Annotated in this window: 15 protein-coding genes and 1 tRNA gene; 6 read left to right on the top strand and 10 right to left on the bottom strand. The window is 35.1% G+C overall.

The genetic code is table 11. The annotated features are described in order from the left end of the window. Positions 1-5: 5 nt before the first annotated feature. Entirely contained in the window at positions 6-3,257 is a 3,252-nt protein-coding gene (locus tag HM984_RS10605) for a TAT-variant-translocated molybdopterin oxidoreductase (protein WP_179349141.1), read from the bottom strand. Between the two features lie 149 nt (positions 3,258-3,406). Then, entirely contained in the window at positions 3,407-4,696 is a 1,290-nt protein-coding gene (locus HM984_RS10600) for a c-type cytochrome (RefSeq protein WP_179349167.1), read from the bottom strand. Positions 4,697-4,994: 298 nt separating this feature from the next. On the opposite strand from HM984_RS10600, the gene HM984_RS10595 reads away from it, so the two are divergent. Continuing rightward, positions 4,995-5,372: an SPOR domain-containing protein gene (locus HM984_RS10595; protein ID WP_115810441.1), complete on the top strand. Its 378-nt coding sequence runs from the start codon at positions 4,995-4,997 to the stop codon at positions 5,370-5,372. Between the two features lie 75 nt (positions 5,373-5,447). On the opposite strand, the gene infB is transcribed toward HM984_RS10595, so the two are convergent. The 3 genes from infB to rimP all read right to left on the bottom strand — a co-directional run bounded on the left by infB (position 5,448) and on the right by rimP (position 10,060). Continuing rightward, positions 5,448-8,264 (bottom strand): translation initiation factor IF-2, encoded by a 2,817-nt coding sequence (gene infB, locus HM984_RS10590; protein ID WP_179349140.1) that lies wholly within the window; start codon positions 8,262-8,264, stop codon positions 5,448-5,450. 85 nt (positions 8,265-8,349) lie between these two features. Further along, positions 8,350-9,582 carry a transcription termination factor NusA gene (nusA, locus tag HM984_RS10585; protein ID WP_115810445.1) on the bottom strand — a complete coding sequence of 411 codons (1,233 nt, stop codon included), beginning with the start codon at positions 9,580-9,582 and terminating at the stop codon, positions 8,350-8,352. 13 nt (positions 9,583-9,595) lie between these two features. After that, positions 9,596-10,060 (bottom strand): ribosome assembly cofactor RimP, encoded by a 465-nt coding sequence (gene rimP, locus HM984_RS10580; RefSeq protein ID WP_115810447.1) that lies wholly within the window; start codon positions 10,058-10,060, stop codon positions 9,596-9,598. A gap of 154 nt (positions 10,061-10,214) precedes the next feature. Between rimP and HM984_RS10575 the strand changes: the two genes are divergently transcribed. Next, a complete protein-coding gene (locus HM984_RS10575; RefSeq protein WP_179349139.1) occupies positions 10,215-11,039 on the top strand; it encodes a universal stress protein in 825 nt (274 codons plus the stop codon). A gap of 95 nt (positions 11,040-11,134) precedes the next feature. Here HM984_RS10575 and HM984_RS10570 read toward each other — a convergent pair. Then, positions 11,135-11,211 (bottom strand) — tRNA-Gln (locus HM984_RS10570). A 151-nt stretch (positions 11,212-11,362) separates the two neighbouring features. Between HM984_RS10570 and HM984_RS10565 the strand changes: the two genes are divergently transcribed. Together HM984_RS10565 and HM984_RS10560 are read left to right on the top strand one after the other, a co-directional pair. Next, a complete protein-coding gene (locus HM984_RS10565) occupies positions 11,363-14,761 on the top strand; it encodes a glycosyltransferase family 117 protein (RefSeq protein WP_179349138.1) in 3,399 nt (1,132 codons plus the stop codon). Positions 14,762-14,767: 6 nt separating this feature from the next. Beyond that, on the top strand, positions 14,768-15,433 hold the full coding sequence (locus HM984_RS10560; RefSeq protein WP_115810453.1) for a polysaccharide deacetylase family protein: 666 nt from the start codon (positions 14,768-14,770) through the stop codon (positions 15,431-15,433). 38 nt (positions 15,434-15,471) lie between these two features. Here the strand turns inward: HM984_RS10560 and HM984_RS10555 are convergent, their stop codons facing one another. Both HM984_RS10555 and HM984_RS10550 read right to left on the bottom strand, forming a co-directional pair. Beyond that, complete coding sequence (locus HM984_RS10555; protein ID WP_115810455.1) at positions 15,472-15,768, bottom strand: thioredoxin family protein; 297 nt, start codon at positions 15,766-15,768, stop codon at positions 15,472-15,474. Positions 15,769-15,878: 110 nt separating this feature from the next. After that, complete coding sequence (locus HM984_RS10550) at positions 15,879-17,108, bottom strand: metallophosphoesterase (protein ID WP_179349137.1); 1,230 nt, start codon at positions 17,106-17,108, stop codon at positions 15,879-15,881. A 315-nt stretch (positions 17,109-17,423) separates the two neighbouring features. Between HM984_RS10550 and HM984_RS10545 the strand changes: the two genes are divergently transcribed. Beyond that, entirely contained in the window at positions 17,424-18,434 is a 1,011-nt protein-coding gene (locus HM984_RS10545; protein ID WP_179349136.1) for an isoaspartyl peptidase/L-asparaginase family protein, read from the top strand. On the opposite strand, the gene HM984_RS10540 is transcribed toward HM984_RS10545, so the two are convergent. Beyond that, on the bottom strand, positions 18,431-19,843 hold the full coding sequence (locus tag HM984_RS10540) for an aldehyde dehydrogenase family protein (protein WP_179349135.1): 1,413 nt from the start codon (positions 19,841-19,843) through the stop codon (positions 18,431-18,433). The genes HM984_RS10545 and HM984_RS10540 overlap by 4 nt on opposite strands. Before the next feature lie 276 nt (positions 19,844-20,119). On the opposite strand from HM984_RS10540, the gene HM984_RS10535 reads away from it, so the two are divergent. Next, positions 20,120-20,380, top strand: coding sequence for a hypothetical protein (locus tag HM984_RS10535; protein WP_115810461.1), 261 nt, complete (start codon positions 20,120-20,122; stop codon positions 20,378-20,380). 85 nt (positions 20,381-20,465) lie between these two features. On the opposite strand, the gene cphA is transcribed toward HM984_RS10535, so the two are convergent. Next, positions 20,466-23,108: a cyanophycin synthetase gene (gene cphA / locus HM984_RS10530; RefSeq protein ID WP_179349134.1), complete on the bottom strand. Its 2,643-nt coding sequence runs from the start codon at positions 23,106-23,108 to the stop codon at positions 20,466-20,468. Between the last annotated feature and the right edge of the window lie 48 nt (positions 23,109-23,156).

Raw genomic sequence — 23,156 nt, 5'->3', positions numbered from 1 at the left:
TTAATTTACGCTTTTGATGTATTTCTCACTTTTGTCTGATAGATGACGTTAGGTTTTGTACCTACGTACTCTAATAAATGATACATACGATCTCCATCTTTCAATGCAGTAATCTCACTCTCTTTGTCATTGATATCACCGAATACCATAGCTCCATTTCCACAGGCTGCAGAACAAGCTGTTTGGAATTCGCCATCTTTAACAAGACGTCCATCACGCTTAGCATCTAGAATTGTTTTTTGTGTTTTTTGAATACACATAGAACATTTTTCCATTACACCACGAGATCTTACTACAACATCTGGATTTAATACCATACGACCTAAATCGTCATTCATGTAGTAATCAAACTCATCATTCTTGTTATATAAGAACCAGTTGAAACGACGAACTTTATAAGGACAGTTGTTTGCACAATATCTTGTTCCTACACAACGGTTATAAGCCATGTGATTTTGACCTTGACGACCATGTGCTGTTGCAGCAACAGGACAAACAGTTTCACAAGGAGCATGATTACAATGTTGACACATTACCGGTTGGAATACCACTTGAGGGCTTTCTGCTGGATTTTCTAATTCAGCAAACTCACTTAATGAACTACCTAATCCTGAAATGTTATTTTTCTTATCTAAGTCATCTTTGAAAGAATCTTCAGAAGAGTAATAACGGTCAATACGCAACCAGTGCATATCTCTACTACGTCTCATTTCAGATTTTCCAACTACTGGTACATTGTTTTCAGCGTGACATGCAATTACACATGCTCCACAACCTGTACAAGCGTTTAAGTCAATAGATAAATTAAAGTGATGTCCAATAGAACGATCAAATTCATCCCATAAATCAACATCAGGAGATGTTACGGGAGTTTCTATATGATTAAGAGACACTTGAGGAACAGAATTCCAATGTTTCTTATCTTTTGTATTAAATATCTCTAATGTGGTTTCCTTGATGATATCACCACGACCCATTAAAGTATTATGCAACTGTACACAAGCAAATTCATGCTCACCAGCTACTTTACTAATTGTTACTTCTTGAACTGAATTAAAGCCTTGGTATAATGGGTAAGCATTAACACCTGTCTTCATTTCATCTTTTAGTGCTTTGGAAGTTCTTCCAAAACCAAATGCCATACCAACCGATCCTTTAGCTTGACCTGGTTGAATTAATACGGGCACCTTAGGTACAGTAACACCGTTTACGGTAACATCTACATAGCTTCCGTTAAGACCACCATTAGCGACATTCTCGTTAATTAAACCATAAGCTTTAGCATCAGCTTGTGATACTGTAATATAATTATCCCAAGATGTTCTTGTAATTGGATCAGGAAATTCTTGTAACCATGGATTGTTAGCTTGTTGTCCGTCTCCCATACCTACTTTGGTATAAAGTGACAATTCTAAGTTACCATCTTTTGCAGAAGCTGCTAGAGCTCTTGCTGCAGTACCACCTGTTAAAACAGATGCCGTATCAACGTTATTACCGTTATTTACAGTGGTAGTAGACGTTGTTGTCTTATATCCGTCTTTGTCTTCTTCCTTTATTCCAACACCTACAGCAACATCATGAATAACCCCGCCTAAGAATGTTCTATCTTTTTTATCTTCTAATTCTGTTGTTGTAGAAGTCGTTGTAGTTGATCCATTAGAACCACTTACCGAAGTACCTGTTACAAAAACACCATCTTGAACAGCTTTATTAAATGAAGAACCATTTAACACACTTTCCGTCCAAACAGATTTTAAATAATCTCTATAAGACCCAGACGTTTCTGTCCAGCTCATTAATACTTCTTGAAATTGCTTCGTATCAAATAAAGGACGAATTGTAGGCTGCATCATTGAATAATGACCAGATTTAAATTCGAAATCACCCCAAGATTCTAAATTGTGAGGAGTTGCAGCAATATATTGACAGTTCGATGATGTTTCGCCTTGCTTCATTGAAAACGCAACCGATAAATCTGTCTTTGCTAATCCTTCTTTAAAATCTGAAGCATTTGGTAATGTATACATTGGGTTTACACCATTCATGATGATTGCACCAACTTTACCTGCCTTCATATCAGCTACTAATTGTGTAACTGCTTTATTACTTCCAAGTCTCGTTTTAATAGTTGTTTTAGGATCAAAAGCTTGACTTCTTAAGTGCTCATTAATTTCTAAAACCGTTGTTTGAGCATTCACATCCTGAATCCCAGAAACAACAACACCATTACTACCAGCTTGACTTAATTCTTTTGCTGCATCTTTTACCGCTTTATCTAAAGCCTCTGGTAAAGATCCAGGCAATGCAACACCTGTTACATAACTATATAATTTAGCAAGTGCTAATTTTTGTTGACTCGGTGTTAATGGTACACGCTTATCGGCATTGGCACCTGATAAAGACATGTTCGATTCAAACTGAATATGTCTAGACATTTTACCATTAGCAGGAATACGCTTTTTAGCATAAGCAGACTCAAAACCACCACCTTGCCAATCTCCTAAGAAATCAGCACCAATAGCTACAATGGTCATGGCTTTTGAGAAATCGTAATTAGCCATTCCTCTTGTACCGTACTTAGCTTGATATGCGTCTAAAGTTGCAGACTCTGAAACCGCATCATAAGCAACGTGATTCACGTTACCATACTTAGATTTAAAAGTTGCAATTAATTTATTTGTTGAAGGACTTGGCATCGATTGCGTTAATAACACAATTTGTTTACCATTAAGTCCATTTAATTTCGAAGTCGTTTCAGACATAAAAGTATCCCAAGATATTGCAGACTCACCTTTCATTGGTGACTTAACCCTAAGGTTATCATACAATCCTAAAACTGATGCATTAACTCTAGCATTTGCTATACCGTTAGAAGATGCATCCGTATTATTTTCAATCTTAATAGGTCTTCCTTCTCTTGTTTTAACTAAAACACTGGCAAAATCAAAACCATCTGCAATTGTAGTTGCATAATAGTTAGCAACACCAGGAATAATTTCCGTTGGTTGCACTATATAAGGAATTGACTTAATCACTGGACCTTCACACGCGGCTAAAGAAGCTGCTGCAGTACTAAAACCAACGTATTTTAAGAAATCACGACGCGATGTAGATGAAGATTCTAAGGAATCTTTATCACCCAAAAATTCATCTGTAGGAATCTCTTCCACAAATTCATTTTGTTGAAGCGCCTCAACAATAGAGCTATTCTCGTTTAGCTCTTCAACACTTTTCCAGTATTTCTTGTTTGATGACATAGTGTTTATTTATAATTTTCGATTTGCGAATTTAAGATTTAAGCTTTTAAAAACTTCAATCAATTCCATCTAAATATTTAACTCTTTAAATTTTATTTTTTTCTCTTTAATACAATCCCTAATCTCTTAAGAATTACAAAAAACGAGTTTTAGTAATGACATTTACCACATTCTAAACCACCCATTTGTGCTACAGTTAACTGATCAACACCATATTTTTTAGATAGTTCTTCGTGAATCTTAGTATAATAGTCGTTATCCTTAACTTTTACGTTAGTTTCTCTGTGACAGTTAATACACCATCCCATAGTTAATGGAGAATGCTGATACATGATTTCCATTTCTTCAACAGGACCATGACATGTCTGACATTCTATACCTCCAACTTCAACGTGTTGTGAGTGATTAAAATACGCAAAATCAGGTAAGTTATGGATTCGTATCCATTTCACTGGTTTAGACTCACCAGTATAACCAGTACCATCCCATCCGACAGCATCATATAACTTTTGGATTTCACCATTATAATCAACACTGTACTCATCCATACCCTCAGCTAACGTTTCTGGCGCTACTTCTGAGATTGACTTATGACAATTCATACAAACATTCAATGAAGGAATACCAGAAGTTTTACTCACTCTAGCAGACGAGTGACAGTACTTACAGTCGATACCATTATCACCAGCATGAATTCTATGTGAATAATGAATAGGTTGAACAGGCTCGTAACCTTGATCTACACCTACCTGCATAAAGTAACCATACACAAAATAACCACTAGCTAGTAAAAAGATAATAGCCGTAACCAATACTAAAAATTGATTTTGAACAAAAGCTTTCCATAACGGTGTTCTTTTTTCTTGCTCAGTAACAACTTTAATATCTTTAGCTTCTGCAAAACGATTTAATGTACGATTCACTAAAACCAATGCCATTGCTAATAATGCAAATAACAATGCCAATGCTCCAAGAATTAAATCATTTGACACACCACCCTCTTGCACAGGACCACCTTCCGTCGCAGATACAACAACAGGCTCAGGGGCCGGCGCAGCAGTATAAGCTAACATATCAGAAATATCCTGATCGCTTAACTGAGGAAAAGCAGTCATTGCTGTTTGGTTGTATTCGTTGTAAATCTTTACAGCGTATGCATCACCACTTTTAATTAATGATGAACTATTTCTAATCCATGCGTTAAGCCATGCTCTATCTAAACCTTGCTCATCAGCCAATCTAGCCTCAACATTACGTAAAGCGGGACCTGTCATAGGCTTATCTAATTTATGACATGCTGCACAATTAGAATTAAAGAGCGATTTTCCGTTCACCGGATCACCTTCTTGAGCTATAAGGGAGGTTGAAAAAGAAAGCAATAGAACAAGACAAAGACTAAAAATCTTCGAGGTTAAACTACAGTAAATCACCTGTTTCATATTATAAGTTGGATTATCTTCTAAACTTTGGTACGGTTTTTTCATTAAAAAAGTGAAAAAAGATGTTTGTAAAAAACTCAGGCAAAAGTAACATTTAAAGTCGATTTTGAAAATCTTAGAGAAGTGTTAATAGATAATTTATACTAATTCTAAATAAACTATTTTAAAATTTTATGTGTGAATATTCGTTCCTTAAATATCGACAGCTTGAATCGCAATTGATTACCATTGAAATGACAATAAAAAAAATAGCAAAGGTTACATTGAAAATTTTACCTTTGCCTAATAAATTTAACTTATGAAATTAAAAAATAAAACTTTTGCGCTTATAATTTTAGGTTTAAGCCTAACCTTTGCGTTGCCTGCACAAGAAGGTGTAGTCAATGTAAGCCAAGATAGTGATATTGATAAATTACTAGAATACAAGAAGGATATTAAAACTACTAAGGTATTTAGAATCCAAGTATATCAAAATGTCGATATTGATATGGCGCAACGCGAAAAACAAAACTTCCTAAACTTATTTGATGAATGGCCAGCGGAAATTGTTTGGAACACTCCAAATTATAAAGTTTGGGTAGGTAACTTTGTTAATCGTTTAGAAGCCGATCGTGCATGGGCAAAAATTAAAAAGGAATATATGAACGCTATTATTTTTCAGCCTAAAACGGACTAATAAGATTTCATTTAACTGCATAAAAAAACCGACAATCACTTGTCGGTTTTTTTGTTTTTATAACTTATGAAGTTGTTATTTCAACTTTTTCTTAACTTCTACTTCTTGGAATGCTTCAATAACATCACCTTCTGAGATGTCGTTATAACCTTTAATTTGCATACCACAGTCGTAACCTTTAGATACTTCTCTAACATCATCTTTAAAACGTCTTAAAGCCTCTAATGTACCTGTATGGACAACAACACCATCTCTAATAATTCTGATTCCAGAGTTTCTATAGATTTTACCATTCATAACCATACAACCTGCAATGTTTCCAATTTTAGATACTTTAAATATTTCTCTAATTTCAGCAGTACCTGTCACCTCTTCTTTAACTTCAGGAGATAACATACCTTCCATAGCATCTTTAAGATCATTAATGGCTGCATAGATAATTGAGTATGTTCTGATATCAATTTCTTCCTTATCAGCAATCATTCTTGCATTTCCAACAGGTCTTACATTAAATCCGACGATAATAGCGTCAGACGCTGTTGCTAATAACACATCACTTTCTGTAATGGCACCAACACCTTTATGTATAATATTGACTTGAATTTCTTCAGTAGATAATTTCTGGAATGAATCTGTTAATGCTTCCACAGAACCATCAACATCACCTTTAAGGATAATATTCAATTCTTGGAAATCACCAAGAGCGATACGTCTTCCAATTTCATCAAGTGTAATATGACGTTGCGTTCTAACGGATTGCTCACGTTGTAACTGTGCACGTTTAGTAGCAATTTGTTTCGCTTCACGTTCATCAGAGAAGACATTAAACTTGTCACCTGCTTGTGGCGCGCCATCTAAACCTAAAATAGATACAGGGGTTGCAGGACCAGCTTCTTTAACATCATGTCCTCGCTCATCTTGCATGGCTTTTACTTTACCACTATTCTTACCAGCTAAAACGTAGTCACCAACTTTTAATGTACCTGCTTGTACTAAAATTGTTGATACATAACCTCTACCTTTATCTAAATATGCTTCTACAACTGTTCCGCTTGCTGCTTTATTAGGGTTCGCTTTCAACTCTAAAAGTTCTGCCTCTAATAATACTTTTTCTAATAATTCTTTTACACCAGTTCCTACTTTAGCAGAGATGTCATGAGATTGAATTTTACCACCCCAATCTTCTACTAAAAGATTCATTTGTGCTAAACCTTCTTTTACTTTTTCAGGATTTGCATCTGGTTTATCAATTTTGTTAATCGCAAATACGATTGGAACTCCCGCAGCTTGTGCATGAGAAATCGCTTCTTTTGTTTGAGGCATTATAGCATCATCCGCAGCAACAACAATAATAGCAATATCTGTAACTTGAGCACCACGCGCACGCATCGCTGTAAAGGCTTCGTGACCTGGTGTATCTAAAAATGCTATTTTTTGACCGTTTTCTAACTGTACCCCATAAGCACCAATGTGCTGTGTAATACCACCAGATTCACCAGCAATTACATTCTCTTTACGTATGTAATCTAATAATGAAGTTTTACCATGATCAACGTGACCCATTACGGTAACAATTGGTGCTCTTTCAACTAAATCCTTAGGATCGTCTTCAACAACTACAATGGATTCTTCAATATCTGCTTTGATAAATTCTACATCAAAACCAAACTCTTCTGCAACAATAGTTAATGTTTCTGCATCTAATCTTTGGTTCATGGTTACCATCATACCTAAAGACATACATGCTGAAATAACTTGTGTTACTCCAACTTCCATCATCGTAGCCATTTCGCTTACAGTAACAAACTCAGTAACCTTAATAGTTTTACTTTCTGCTGCTGCAATCTCTTGGTCGATTTCAGATTGTTGACGGTGTTGATCTCTCTTATCTCTACGATATTTGGCTCCTTTACCTTTATTAGATTTTCCTTGAAGCTTTTCTAAAGTTTCACGGATTTGTTTTTGAACATCTTCTTCAGTTGGCTCTTCCTTAACCACTTTTGGTCTTGCAGCATTATTACCACCGCGACCTCTTGGTGCACCTCTTTTATTATCAAAGTTTGGTTTACCAGGTGTATCAGTACCCGTTTTGCTAATTCTACGTCTCTTACGCTTGTTAGCATCACCAGGTTTAGCCGTTTCTACTTTTTTCTTCTTAGGCTTATTAAATTGAGATAAATCAATCTTTTTACCTGTAGTAACTGGACCAGTAAGTTTTTTATATTGTGTTTTTAGTGTCTCTTCTACAGGAGCACTTGGAGTCGTTTGAGCTTCCTCTTTTTTAGAATCTACTTTAGGTTTTGGTTTATTAGCTTCAACCTCTTTTTCAATTTTGCTAACCTCCGCAACTTTTTTAACCTTTTCAACTTTCTCTACCTTTTCAACTTTTTCAGTCGCCTTCGGTTTCTCAGCTTCTTTCGGTTTCTCAGCAACTTTTGGTTCTTCCTTAGGTGTTTCAGACTTTACCTCAGGTTTTTCTGCTTTAGGTTCTTCCTTAACTTCTGGAGCTTTAGGTTCTACCTTCTTTTCGGTTTTAGGCTTTGTATCTAAGTCAATTTTACCGACTTGTTTTGGGCCACTTAACTCAGCTTTAGCCTTAACTACAGATTCTCGTTCTGCTTTTTGCTTTTGCTTCTCTTCAATTTCGCGTTCTCTTTGTTCGCGAAGCTCCTCTTTTTCTTTGAGTTTTGCTTCACTTACCTCTTGAGCTTTTTCACGCTTAGATGCATCTGTCTGAAATCCATCTGAAAGCGTTTTGTAAACCTCTGCCGAAATTTTAGTATTAGGGCTTTTCTCAATTTCCACACCTTTGGATTCTAAAAAATCCACAGCACGATCTATTGAGATATTCAATTCCCTTAATACTTTATTTAATCTTGTTGTTTGAGCCATAAATTGCCTGTAAAATACTTAAATATATGTTATACCAATTCAACTTCAAAATGAATTACAAAATTCATTCCAAAGTAAATGGATATTATTCTTCAAATTCCTCTCTTAGAATTCTAATGACATCTAAGATTGTTTCTTCTTCTAAATCTGTACGCTTCACTAAATCAACAATATCCTGTTCTAAAATACTTTTTGCAGTATCTAAGCCAGCTTTGCTAAATTCTGAAATTACCCAACCTTCAATTTCGTCGGAGAATTCTTTTAATTCCACATCTTCTTCTGCACCTTCTCTAAATACGTCAATTTCGTAACCTGTTAGTTGACCAGCCAAACGAATGTTGTGACCACCTCTACCAATAGCTTTTGACACTTCTTCTGGTTTCAATAACACTTCTGCACGCATGTTTTCTTCATCTAATTTTAAAGATGTTACTCTTGCTGGGCTTAATGCTCTTGTTACAAAAAGTTGAATATTGTTAGTATAGTTAATAACGTCAATGTTTTCATTCCCTAACTCACGTACAATACCGTGAATTCTTGAACCTTTCATACCAACACAAGCACCAACTGGGTCAATTCTATCATCATAAGAATCTACTGCAACTTTCGCTTTTTCTCCAGGAATACGCACCACCTTTTTAACTGTAATTAAACCATCAAAAACTTCTGGTATTTCTTGTTCAAATAATTTCTCAAGAAATACTGGAGATGTTCTAGACATTACAATTGCCGGTTTACTACCCTTTAATTCAACGCTTTCAATAATCCCTCTTACATTTTCTCCTTTTCTGAAGAAATCTGAAGGAATTTGTTTGTCCTTTGGAAGTATAATTTCATTACCGTCGTCATCTAACAAAATAATTGCTCTGTGACGGATGTGATGTACTTCTGCTGTATAAATCTCACCTTCTAGCTCTTTAAAGTGCTTATAGATGTTTGTATTATCGTGTTCGTGAATCTTAGAAATTAAATTTTGTCTTAAAGCTAAAATCGAACGTCTTCCAAGGTCAATTAATTTTACTTCTTCTGCAACATCTTCACCAACTTCGAAATCAGGCTCTATTTTCTGAGCTTCTGATAATTCGATTTCTTGATTTGGTTCTTCTACCTCACCATCTGCAACGACAATACGGTTTCTCCAAATTTCTAAATCACCTTTATCTGGGTTTATAATGATATCAAAGTTATCGTCATCACCATATTTCTTCTTCAATGCATTACGTAATACATCTTCAAGAATTGCCATTAGCGTAACTCTATCTATTAATTTGTCGTCTTTAAATTCTGAAAATGACTCAATTAATGCTATATTTTCCATATATTGATATGAATTAAAATTTTATTTTAACTTTCGCTTCTTTAATATTATCAAAAGCAATAGCTGCTGTTTTAGCGACTGTTACTTTTCCTTTCCCTACTGGCTTAGGTTCTCTCGCTTTCCAGCTTAAAACCACCCCATCTTCGTTCACTTCTGTAAGTTCACCTTCTAAATCTTGATGATCTAAAGTTTTTACTTCTAAATTTCGGCCAATGTGCTTATTGTACTGCCTTGGCAAAATTAATGGAGTTGCTGCACCAGATGATAAAACTTCTAAAGAAAAATCGTGTTCTTCTCTGTCTATGTCGTGTTCAATTGCCCGACTTATAAACATACAGTCTTCTACTAACACGCCATTATCACCATCTATTATGATTTTGACTGCATTATCCCCAGACAAAGAAAAATCTATTAAGAACAGATCTTGCCTTTCTTCTAATGCGTTTTGTAATAAGTCTTCTACTATTTTCTTAAACATTTGTTGATATAAAAAGAGAGGACTTTTCGTCCTCTCGCTTATTCATTTTTAGTAAATAACGGTGCAAATATACGTAATTTATATTAAATCACCCAAGCTATGTAATATGGATTTATTTCCTTAAATTTAGAAAGACTAACATAAACCAACAAATATGAATAGAATACTCGTCCCAACAGATTTCTCTGAGCAAGCAGAAAACGCTTTAAAAGTAGCGGCTATGCTTGCCAAAGCTCACAATGCAGAGATCTATTTATTGCACATGATGGAGATTCCGATGCAACAAACTGATCCCGGTCATGCACAAAGTGATATTCCAGAAACTTTATTTTTTATGAAGTTAGCGAGAAAAAGATTTGAAAATTTGATGGCACAAGACTATTTAGAAAATATTCCTGTTCATGAAACCGTAAAAGCAGACATCACTTTTAACGAAATTAAAAACTCTTGTAAAGAATACGATATTGATCTAATTGTTATGGGATCTCATGGAGCTACAGGAATCAAAGAAATGTTTGTAGGTTCTAATGCTGAAAAAGTGGTTCGTTTTTCTGATGTACCTGTATTGGTCATAAAAAACGAACACAAAAGTTTCAATGTATCTAACTTTGTTTTTGCATCAGATTTTAAAAATGACAATAAAGAAACTTACAAGCAAGCCGTTAAATTTGCGCAAGCTTTCGGATCAAAAATTCATTTATTATTGGTTATTACCTCTAGTAATTTTATGACATCTTACGAAGCCAACACAAGAATCAACGATTTTATAGCAGGACAATCATTTGATAATTACACCATTACCATACATAATGACAACACGGTTGAGCAAGGCATATTAAATGTTTCTAAAGACTTAGATGCCGATCTTATTGGAATAAGCACACATGGCAGACAAGGTATTGCTCATTTTTTTAATGGCAGTATAAGTGAAGATTTAGTCAATCATGCAAAGCGACCCGTGATCACTTTTAAGATATAAACAACAGCAAATCGCTGCGATCTAAAACATTAAGCCTTATCGAATATTATAAAAACGAAAAAATCCTAATCAATACGATTAGGATTTTTTTCTTTTGGTTGGCCTACTAGGTTTCGAACCTAGACTCTTCTGTACCAAAAACAGATGTGTTAGCCAGTTACACCATAGGCCAATCTCTTATTTTGAGGGTGCAAATTTAATACAAAGTTTTACTTTTGCAAAATAAAACAAGAAAATTTTTAAAAATACTTAACGTTACCTTAAAAATGAGCACGTTTAGGTAATAATTAGTAAATTCGCCAGCATTAATAAGCAACGTTTTCATGAAAGATTTTAACTTTAAAAAGTGGAATAACATCTTAGGATGGTCTGTTTTTACCATAGCAGTTGTAGTTTACGGACTTACTATAGAACCAACCGTTAGTTTTTGGGATGCAGGGGAGTATATTTTAACCTCATCTAAATTACAGGTAGGACATCCACCAGGAGCACCATTATTTCAAATGTTTGGTGCCTTTTTCTCCATGTTTGCTTTAGAACCTTCGCAGATTGGAGCCATAATGAATATGATGAGTGGCGTTGCAAGTGCATTTACCATTCTTTTTATGTTTTGGACAATTACTCTATTGCTTGTAAAACTTACCAAATACAACGAAGACAAAAACACGAGCAAAGCTTATGCTATTTTAGGAAGTGCTTTAGTAGGCAGTTTAGCTTTTACATTTACCGATTCTTTTTGGTTTAATGCTGTAGAAACAGAAGTGTACGCCATGGCTACACTAATAATGGCTGTTTTATTTTATTTAGGACTACGTTGGGAACAAGACATGAACGAACCTCGAGGTAACCGTTGGTTAATACTCATCGCTTTTGTTATTGGTTTATCCTTTGGAGTTCACTTTATGGGATTATTAACGATTCCTGCAATTGGATTACTCTATTATTTTAAAAATTATAAAACCATTACGGTAAAGAATTTCATTATTGCAAATATTGCTTCGGCCGCAATTTTACTTTTTATATTTAAATTACTATTGCCTTCAACCTTAAAGCTTTTTGGTTATTTAGAGGTGTTTTTTGTAAATTCTATTGGCTTACCGTTTAATTCAGGAACTATTATTACAGGCCTAATGGTTATCGCCTTATTTTATTTTGGTCTGAATTATACGCGAAAAAATGGCATGAAGCACACCAACACTTTAGTGTTATGTCTAATGTTTATTTTTATAGGTTTCTCTTCTTGGATGATGCTTCCTATTCGTGCGAATGCCCAAGTTGTTATTAATGAAAATAACCCATCGGATGCGAGAGAACTTTTAGCCTATTACAACTTAGAACAATATCCTGAAACACATTTATTCTATGGGCCATTTTTTACGGAAATATATTCTGGAGCAGATAAAGACGAACCATTTATTGACGATAAAAAGAATTATGAACGCGATGATGAGGCTGGGAAATATGTTATTATAAACGACTGGGAAAAGAGCAAGCAGAATTACAACCATGAGCATGCGTCTATACTTCCAAGAATGTGGAGCTCAGAACATGCTGAAAACTACATGATGTTTACAGGCTTAATTGATTTTAAAGTTGACCCTAGTTTACAAACACGCGCGTACAATGAAGCACTTAATGCTGGTTTAACAGAAGAGCAATCTGCACAATATGCCCTTGGAGAAAAACAACAATTTGACCAACTAGTCAATGAATTTAGAAGAAGTGTTGCCAATGGAGAAGTGGACTACGATGGTTATAATCAATTTCTAAAACGTTATGGGCAACAGTATCTGATTATAGAGAAACCTACCTTCATGGATAATATTATGTACATGTTTCAATACCAATTTGGCTACATGTATTGGCGTTATTTTATGTGGAATTTCACAGGACGACAAGATGATATTCAAGGAAGATACACACACAAAAACGGAAATTGGATTTCAGGAATTAACTTTATAGATTCATGGCATATAGGCATGTCTCAAGATAATTTACCAACAGATGTGCTAGACAACAAGGCGAGAAACACCTATTATTTCTTACCCTTATTATTAGGATTAGCAGGTTTCTTTTTCTTAATGTATTCTGATTTAAAACGTTTCTGGGTACTATTAGTATTCTTTTTATTGACCGGTTTAGCTATTCAGTTTTACACCAACGTTAGGCCATTTGAACCTAGAGAACGTGATTACTCCGTTGTCGGCTCATTTTATGTGTTTGCTATCTGGATTGGTTTTGGAGTGTACGCTATTTATGACCTTTTACAATCGCGCTTCAAAACAAAACTTTTAGCTCCTGTAGTCACATTAGCTTGTCTTGTTATTGTTCCTGGAGTTTTAGCAGCAAATAATTGGGACGATCATGATCGCTCTGGTAAGTACACTACAAATTCTATGGCTCGTAAGTATTTAGAATCTTGCGCACCAAACGCTATTCTATTTACCATTGGAGATAACGATACATTCCCTTTGTGGTATTTGCAAGAGATAGAAGGTGTTCGTACAGACGTACGTGTTGTTAATACGAGTCTATTTCAAACAGATTGGTACATTGACCAAATGAAACGTAAAGCTTATGAAAGTGATCCGATTCCTTCACAGCTTACGCACAATCAATATAGAGGTGGCACAAGAGATGTTATTATTAGAAGAGAAATCACCAAGGACACTTTACCTATTAAAGACTTTATGGATTTTGTTTCTAGTGAAAAACCTAGTACTAAATTTAAGTTTGTAGCCGAAAAACAAGGTGAAGATTCTAGTCAGTATCCAAAGCATTTATTGAATTCTAATTATTTTCCTACGCGCAGTATCAGTATTCCTGTAAATAAGGAAATGGTTCTAAAAAATGGTGTCGTTAAACCAAAGGATGCCGATAAAATAGAAGATAACTTGTACACTCAAATTGAAGGTAGTTACATCTATAAAAACCGTCTTTTAATGTTAGATATTATCGCTAATAATAATTGGGAGCGTCCTATTTATTTTACAGGAGGTGCATTTGGATCGGAAGACTACATTTGGCTAAAAGATTATTTACAGCTCGATGGTATGTGCTACAAATTAGTACCAATTAAAACTCCTGTAAACAAAGCAAACCCATATGATATGGGTCGTGTAGATCCAGACCTTATGTACGATATGGTTAAGAACTGGGAATGGGGAGGCAGTGGAGAAGAGATGTACTATGATATTGAAACGAGGAGAAATGGTATCACCTACAGAGGAAATTTAGCACGTTTAATTGAAAGTCTTATTAATGAAGATCAACTAGATAAAGCCGAAGAAATAGCAGATATCGCTATGGAAAAAATGCCAGTAGACAAATTTGGTTTTTACTCGTTACTAGAACCGTATGTTAGTGCATACTATGAAGTAGGAAATGTTGAAAAAGGTCGTGCACTCTACAAAGATGTTGCGAAGAAATATCAAGAGAATTTAGTGTATTACAGCAGTCTTTCAATTGAGGATCAAGATCGTATTGTTGGAGAAGATATTTACGTAGACATACAGCGCTACAGAGCCTTAATCGATATTTTAGTCATCTACAACGATAAAGAATTTGCCTTACAAGAAACAAAAACATTTAATAGTTATTTGAGCTTGTTTGATGAACTTATGAATCGTTATAGCCAAGATGAGCTTCCAGAAATACCAAGTGATTTAGATTTTAATGAAACTATTAAGGACACTGTAGATTTAACAGCTCCAGAGAATTAATAAGGTATGCAGATTATTCCAGCTAAAACGCCAGACTTTGTAAAAGTAGTGTTCCCAAATTTTATCTGGAATATCAATACAAAAAACAAAGAACTCTATTTAACGTTTGATGATGGCCCAACTCCTGAAATTACAGATTGGGTACTTTCAACATTAAAAGTTTACAACGCAAAAGCCACCTTTTTTTGTATTGGTAATAATATTGAAAAACATCCAGAGATGTTTCAAACTATTATTAATGAAGGGCATACCATTGGCAACCACACTTACAACCATTTAAAAGGTTGGAAACATAAAGCCAAGGACTATATTAACGATGTTGCATTAACGCAATCCTTAATAGATTCTACAATTGTAAATTTAGAAGTCGCTAATCAGAAGTCGTCAATCTCACCTCTTTTTAGACCTCCATACGGTAAATTTAAATCTAAGCAAAGCAAACAACTTCAAGAATTAGGCTATAAGATTGTTTTATGGGATGTTTTGTCTTATGACTGGGACAGTTCAGTAACGGAGGAAACTTGCCTTAAAAATGTAACCTCTGCTGCTGAGGAAGGTAGTATAATTGTATTTCATGACAGCGTAAAGGCCTCCCGAAATTTAAAATATGTGCTCCCTAAGGTTTTAGAATATTACAGTGAGCGTGGTTTTGAATTTAAAAGTATAAATTAAAATCTGTCTTGTTGTATCTTCAAAAAACTAAGATCCGACTAAATATACTCTTGTATTATATTAATTAAGGTATTAGCATCTTGTTCACCACTATGTCTCCATTTCATTTCACCATTTTTGTAGATGATTAAAGTTGGTAAACCTTTAACTCGCAATGCTTCTGCAAGCTCTCTATTTTTCTCTACATCAATCTTAATCACTTTAGCTTTATCACCTAATGCAGCAGCGACATCTCTAAGTATAGGATGCATAGCTAAAGATTGATCTTCTCGTTCGGTGTAAAAATCCAGTAGTACTGGAATCTCAACATCTATTAATTCCCCAAATTTTGACATACGTTTTAGTTTTAGTCAAATATATAAGTACTTCAAACTTGCATATACTCTTAATAAGTGAACACTGCAAGTAAGATACTCATATCATAAAAATAAGCAATTCTTTACAATTACGCACTTTTCGAGCCTTTTTTGAGCTCAATCACTGTGATTTCTGGCCAAATACCAACGCGACCAGGATATCCTAGATAACCAAAACCTCTATTGACATTGATATGCTGACCTAATTCTGTATAAATTCCTGCCCATTGTTTATAACGCCATTTTGCGGGACTCCATTTTATCCAGCCCGGAATTTCAATCCCAAACTGCATACCATGTGTATGACCACTTAAGGTTAAATGGTAGTGGTAAGGATCTTTTAGCACTTTCGCTTCCCAATGACTTGGATCGTGTGACATTAATATTTTAAAGTCATCTGCCTGAATTTGAGATGCCGCTTTATTTAAGTCTCCTACTTTTATAAAACCTCCCTTTCCCCAATTCTCTACTCCAACTAATGCAATACGTTGACCATCTTTTTCAAGATAGCGACTTTCGTTTAACAATAAATCGAAACCTATATCTTTTTGTATCGTTTTTAAATCTTCAAGATTTTGAGCTTTTTCTTCAGGTGAATTCCAATCAACATAATCCCCATAATCATGATTTCCTAAAACAGAAAATTTCCCATCCTTGGCTTTCAATCTTCCAAAAGTTTCCAACCAAGGCAACATTTCAGAGGCTTTATTATTCACCATATCACCTGTAAATAATAACACATCAGATTTTTGTTCATTGATTAGGTCTACGGCATATTCTACCTTTTCATGATTATCAAAACTACCTGAATGAATATCACTAATCTGCGTTATTCTATACCCATCAAAAGCGTCAGGCAAATCTTCAAAATGAAGCGTATAACTAAGAACTCTAAAATTGTATTTTCCTTTAAACATACCATACAACAACGAAGACAATGGTATTGCCGCTAAGCCTAAGGCAACTTGACTCACAAATTTTCGTCGAGATGGTAAATAAAACGTATCGTTTTTAGTTACAAACTTATCGTACACACTAATAGCTCCTCTAATAAAATCTTCACCTATTAAAAACGGCAACAACACCATATTAAAAGCCATAAATGCCAATAAAAATCCGAAGGCAAAACTTTTGGCGGTTGTTAACACACGACCTTCACTAGTCGCAGTAAATTGAAAAATAAAATTCCCAACCACGACAATAGCGACACCCAAAAACAGATAATAAACCCAAGTTTGTTTTGTTACTGTTTTTATAGCTTGAAAACCATAAACCGTAAGTATTATAAATAAAATAGCAAATAGTAGCCAGCGAATCATTTTGTTCTTTTTGAATTTACAAAATTAAGGATATGCGATACTACTTATCTTATGAAAGTGTTAAAGGTTTTTCTTTAAGGACTTTAAAGTCATCTAAACTTTGCTATTTTAAATTTACACTAACAAGATCTATAATGTAAAAAGGAATATTGTAAGAACGTTCTTGGCCTGTATTTTACTATATTAGAGGCATTGAAATAAGATTTTTTTTGATGAACTTTAAACTAAACGCCTTTTTATATGCTTTCATTTTCGTAATAGCTTGTCATAGTTATATCCTTTGTTATGGCTATAAGAATTCTAAAAGATTCATATATGAAGCGTAGAAAGTTTATAAAAGCAGCATCTTTAACGAGTGTTGGTTTGGCTGTAGGCGGTTCTTTGATGAGTTGTAATGAAGCAGTTTCTAAAGAATCAAAAGAACAAAACGAAGAAGCTATCGCGGATTTAAAAGGATTACCATTAGTTGTTGCGACATGGCATGTTAAAGCGGCTACAGCGAAAGCAATGGAGATTCTCCAAACTGGCGGAAACGCTCTAGATGCAGTAGAACAAGGTTGCAGAGTTGAAGAAGCTGATAAAAAAAATCAAACTGTTGGCAAAGGCGGATTACCTGATAGGGATGGCAAGGTCACCTTAGATGCTTCTATAATGGACAAACATGGCAATTGTGGGTCTGTAGTATATCTTCAAAATATTACACATGCCGTTTCAGTAGCTAGAAAAGTGATGGAAGATACTCCACACGTCATTCTTGCTGGTGAAGGTGCCAAACAATTTGCCCTTTCCAAAGGTTTTGAACCCGAAGATTTGTTGACAGAAGCCTCAAAAAAAGCTTGGGAAAAATGGAAGGTTGAAGCCCAATACAAACCCATCATTAATATAGAAAATCACGACACCATCGGATTACTCGCCCTAGATAAAAATGGAGACATTTCTGGTGCTTGCACTACTAGCGGCCTAGCTTATAAGCTCGGAGGGCGTGTTGGTGATTCTGCTATTATTGGCTCCGGATTATTTATAGATAATGACATTGGCGGTTGTGTAGCTACAGGTTTGGGAGAAGAGGTTATAAAAACTGTTGGAAGCTTTTTAGTCGTAGAATTGATGCGCCAAGGTAGATCACCTCAACAAGCCTGTGAAGAAGCGATTCATAGAATTGTGAAGAAACCGAATAGTAATTTTATGGATTTTCAAGTGGGTTATATAGCCATTAATAAAAAAGGCGAATCTGGGTGCTACTCCATTCACCAATGGTTCAGCATGACTAAATTTCAAGATGGGGTGAACGCGCAAATTCAATCCGATTACTTTAATAAATCCTAAAACCACTTAATAGTTAACCCTGCTAATATCTCCTTAAATCCTGTATAAGGAGGAAATAACAATTCAGTGACTCCAAACGTATGTTGTTTCATTACGGAGCGTTCATTACTAAACGCTTTAAACCCGAAAAACCCATGACTCTTACCAATACCACTATTATTAACTCCTCCAAAAGGTAGATTATGGTTGGTATAATGCAATACACTATTATTAATACACGTACCTCCTGCCCTGGTGTTATTTAAAATCGTATTCGTATTGGCTTTACTGTTACTATATATATAAAGTGCTAATGGTCGTGGTTTAGAATTAATGTACGCAATGGCCATATCCAAACTATCATAAGTAACAATCGGTAAAATGGGTCCAAAAATTTCGTCTTCGAGCAATTTAGCTTCTGGTTTTAAATCTGAAATTATAGTTGGTTCTATATATTTTGAAGCACTATCGGTTTGTCCACCGACTTCAAATTTAGCATGTAGCGTTTTTGCATTTTCGAGATAAGAACTTAAGCGCTCAAAATGTTTATCGGTGACTATCCTTCCATAAGAACCGGATGCTTTTGGATTATCGCTGTAAAACGTATCAAGCCACTTTTTACACGCCTCTATAAATTGAGTTTTTACACCTGCATCAATCAACACATAATCTGGAGATACACAAATTTGTCCACAGTTCAGAAACTTAGCCCACATTATTTTCTTTGCGGCTTTATCTATGTTAGCTGTTTTATCTATTATAGTTGGTGATTTCCCACCCAATTCTAAGGTTACAGATGCTAAATGTTCCGATGCGGCTTTCATTACAATCTTCCCCACATTTGGAGAGCCTGTAAAAAAGATATGATTAAAAGGTAGCTTTAATAATTGTGTAGAGACCTCAACTTCACCTTGAAGCACTGCAACTTCATCTTCAGAAAAAACATCTGAAACAATCTTAGCCATGAGATGAGATGAATTTGGTGTCATCTCAGAAGGTTTAATAATAACGGTATTACCAGCTGAAATTGCAGAGACTAAAGGCCCAAAGGTGAGATTGAAAGGAAAATTCCATGGCGAAATAATTAAACACACCCCTTTAGGCTGGTACTTTATATAAGAACTAGAGCCCAACATCGCTATAGGTGTGTCCACCCTTTGTTTTCGCATCCATCTATGCAAATTCTGCTTAGCAAATTTTATATCACCAATAATAGCATAGATTTCTGTGAGCTCTGTTTCTACAATGGGCTTTCCTAAATCTTTTTGTAAGGCGTCTTGAATTTGAGTCCTATATATAACCTCAATAGCGTGTTGAAGTTTGTTTAAAGTTTTAAGCCTTTCCTTATAACTACGATTACCTACAGCATATTGATTGATACTTTGTTTTGAAAACAATTCATAATACGGGTTATTCCTAAAATCATTCATAATAATTGTTTATTTACAGGTACTTCAAGCTCATTTTGAGCACTTCGTCGATATTTTTTATTTAGAAGTGTATTTAATCTAACAAATCATATCATTTAACTTAAAACGCAACGCATTTAAAGGGCTACAAGCGCATATAGTGCATTTCATCGGTATTTTTTACGAGCGTTTTCCACTTAACAGTTTATCGACCTATTTCATCTAAAACTTTCAATCACGTTGAATATGTTGCGTTTCTTTGACTCGAAGTTAAAACAAATATAGCTTCCTACAATTATGAAAAAAGGTTTATTCATCATATTATTTTTAACAATGTCTCTTACAAGTTTTGCACAACAAGATGTAAAAACGACTAACGAAACTACAATTGTTGAAACTACTAAAACGGAAAAGCCTGAAACTAATGAAGCTGCTATTTCTCCAGAAATTAAAGCTAAAGTTTTAAAAATGAATCGTAAAAAGAATAACGAAATCATCAGTATCAAATCTTTCAGAAAAAGTCTTCAAATTAGAGTAAAGACTATAAAGCTTTGTTAAACCATTATAAAAAACGCTATTAACCATATTAAAAAAGCCGAAACTCACGTTTCGGCTTTTTTATGTTTATAGAATTCCTAATGGATTAATCTGCATAGTTTAATTCACCATTCGCTTCTTGCTCTTTAAATTTCTTTACCAATTCTAAAGCATCAGGTATCACATCACTACATAATATAATCAATGAACCTTTTACAGCATTTCTAACGGCAAATTTAATCGCTTCTTTTTCTGATGGAATTATAGTCGTTTTCTTATTTGGATCGCGCCTCTTAATCCCATCATCTAGCATCTTAATTAATTCTTGCTCTGTTTTACCTCTTAAACGCTTGTCTTGTCTAATAATAATCTCATCAAACATATCAGCCGCAATCGCTCCCATTTCATTATTATCTTCTACACGTCTATCTCCAATACCTGCAATAATACCAACTTTTACGGTCGCTTCAAGTTCATTAGTAAACGCTTGTAAGGCTCTCATTCCTGCTGGATTATGAGCATAATCGAGTAAAATAGTAAAGTCTTTAAATTCAAATAAATTTAAGCGTCCAGGTGTTTGTGATGCAGAAGGGATAAACGTTTCCAAGCCTGCTTTCATGTCTTCAATACTAATACCTTGTACATGTGCTCCTAAAACGGCTGCTAGCACGTTCTGAATCATGAATTTTGCTTTCCCACCATAAGTCAACGGAATATTTTCAGCCTTCATTAAGCGCATTTTCCATTCTCCTCTACATATGGTTACGTAACCATTTTCATAAACTGCTGTTATACCATTTAAGCGTTGTAAAGCTTTAATATGCGGATTGTTTTCATCCATTGAAAACAAAGCAACATTACAATCTAAACTGCGTCGCATATCGTAAACCAAATCATCATCAGCATTTAAAATCGCATAGCCATCTGGTAAAACCGTTTCTGGCACTACTCCTTTTACTTTTGCTAATTGCTCTATTGTATGAATCCCTTTTAAGCCTAAATGATCTGCAGCCACATTAGTTACAATAGCGACATCACATTTTTTAAAGCCTAAACCAGCTCTCAGTAAGCCACCTCTTGCACATTCTAAAACGGCAAAATTCACTGTCGGGTCTTTCAATACAAATTCTGCACTTGCAGGCCCCGTACAATCCCCCGTCATTAATAAACGGTTCTGAATATAAACACCATCACTAGTGGTATAACCCACACGATAGCCATTCATTTTGGCAATATGAGCCATTAATCTAGACGTCGTTGTTTTTCCGTTAGTTCCTGTAATAGCTATAATTGGAATACGCCCTGTGTCTCCTTTGTTCGGAAATAATTTATCAATTACCGGAGCGGCTACATTTCTTGGTAATCCGGATGTTGGTGCTAAGTGCATTCTAAATCCAGGACCAGCATTAACTTCTAAAACAGCTCCGCCGGTTTCGGATAAGGGCTGTGAAATATCAGTGGTCATAATATCAATTCCACAAATATCTAAATCAATAATTTTAGAAATACGCTCTGCCATACTTACGTTTGCAGGATGTATAATATCTGTAATATCTTCTGCGGTTCCTCCTGTACTTAAATTGGCGGTGTCTTTTAATATTAGACGTTCACCTTCTGCAATAACAGATTCTAAAGTATAACCCGCATCTTTTATAATAGTTAGCGTTAATTCGTTCGTAGTGATTTTTGTCAATACATTTTCATGACCAAACCCACGACGTGGATCGCTATTCACTTTATCTATTAATTCTTGAACTGTAGATGTCCCATCTCCAATCACATGTGCCGGAGTTCTAATCGCTCCAGCGACTAACCTATTATTAATAACTAGTAATCTATAATCTTGACCGACAATAAACTTTTCAATGATAATGGCTCCACTTTTAGAACTTTCTTTCGCATGGTGAAAAGCCTCTAGTGCATCCTCATAATTTTGAATATCTACAGTAATCCCACGACCATGATTACCATCAATTGGCTTAATTACCAAAGGATAACCAACATAATCACAAGCCTCTTGTAAACTGCGTTCACGACGAATAATATCTCCACGAGGTACTTCAACCTCAGCTTGTTCTAATAAAAATTTAGTGTCTTCTTTATCGCAAGCCAATTCTACTCCAATACTACTCGTTTCTGAAGTTACGGTGGCTTGAATTCGTTTCTGATTCGCCCCATAACCCAACTGGCACAATGAATATTTATTTAGTCGTATCCAAGGGATACCTCGTGCTTCCGCTTCTTCAACAATAGACCCTGTACTTGGTCCTAAACGATCGGCTTCACGCAATTCTCTCATTTCCTGAATATCATCAGTCAAGTCGTAAGCTTCACCTGCAATTAAGGCTTCACATATTCTCACTGCAGACTTTGCAGCAAAACGCCCAACGGACTCTTCCATATAAGAAAAAACCACACTATAAACGCCATGCTCTCCGTAACCTCTAGTTCTTCCAAAGCCAGTATCCATACCAGCAAGGGTTTGAATCTCTAAAGCAATATGCTCTATAATATGCCCCATCCAAGTCCCATCATCAACGCGTATAAAAAAACCACCTTCACAACCTTCAGAACAACGGTGTGAATACATTGTAGGAAACATAGCTTTTAATCGCTCCGGGAAACCTTCAATTTTATTAGAAGGTAATTCTTCCATCTCTTCAAGATCGAGAACCATTACAATTAATTTATGTCGTCTTACAGACCAGTAATTAGGTCCTCTCATCGCATTAATTTCGCGTATTTTCATGTTCGTTGGTTTGTTTTAGTTATTGAAAGATTCTAAATATAGTATTTT

The organism is Winogradskyella pacifica (genome assembly GCF_013403915.1).
Taxonomy (GTDB): Bacteria; Bacteroidota; Bacteroidia; order Flavobacteriales; family Flavobacteriaceae; genus Winogradskyella; species Winogradskyella pacifica.
The sequence above is the reverse complement of the archived record's forward strand: the minus strand, read 5'-3'. Positions and strand labels throughout refer to the sequence as shown.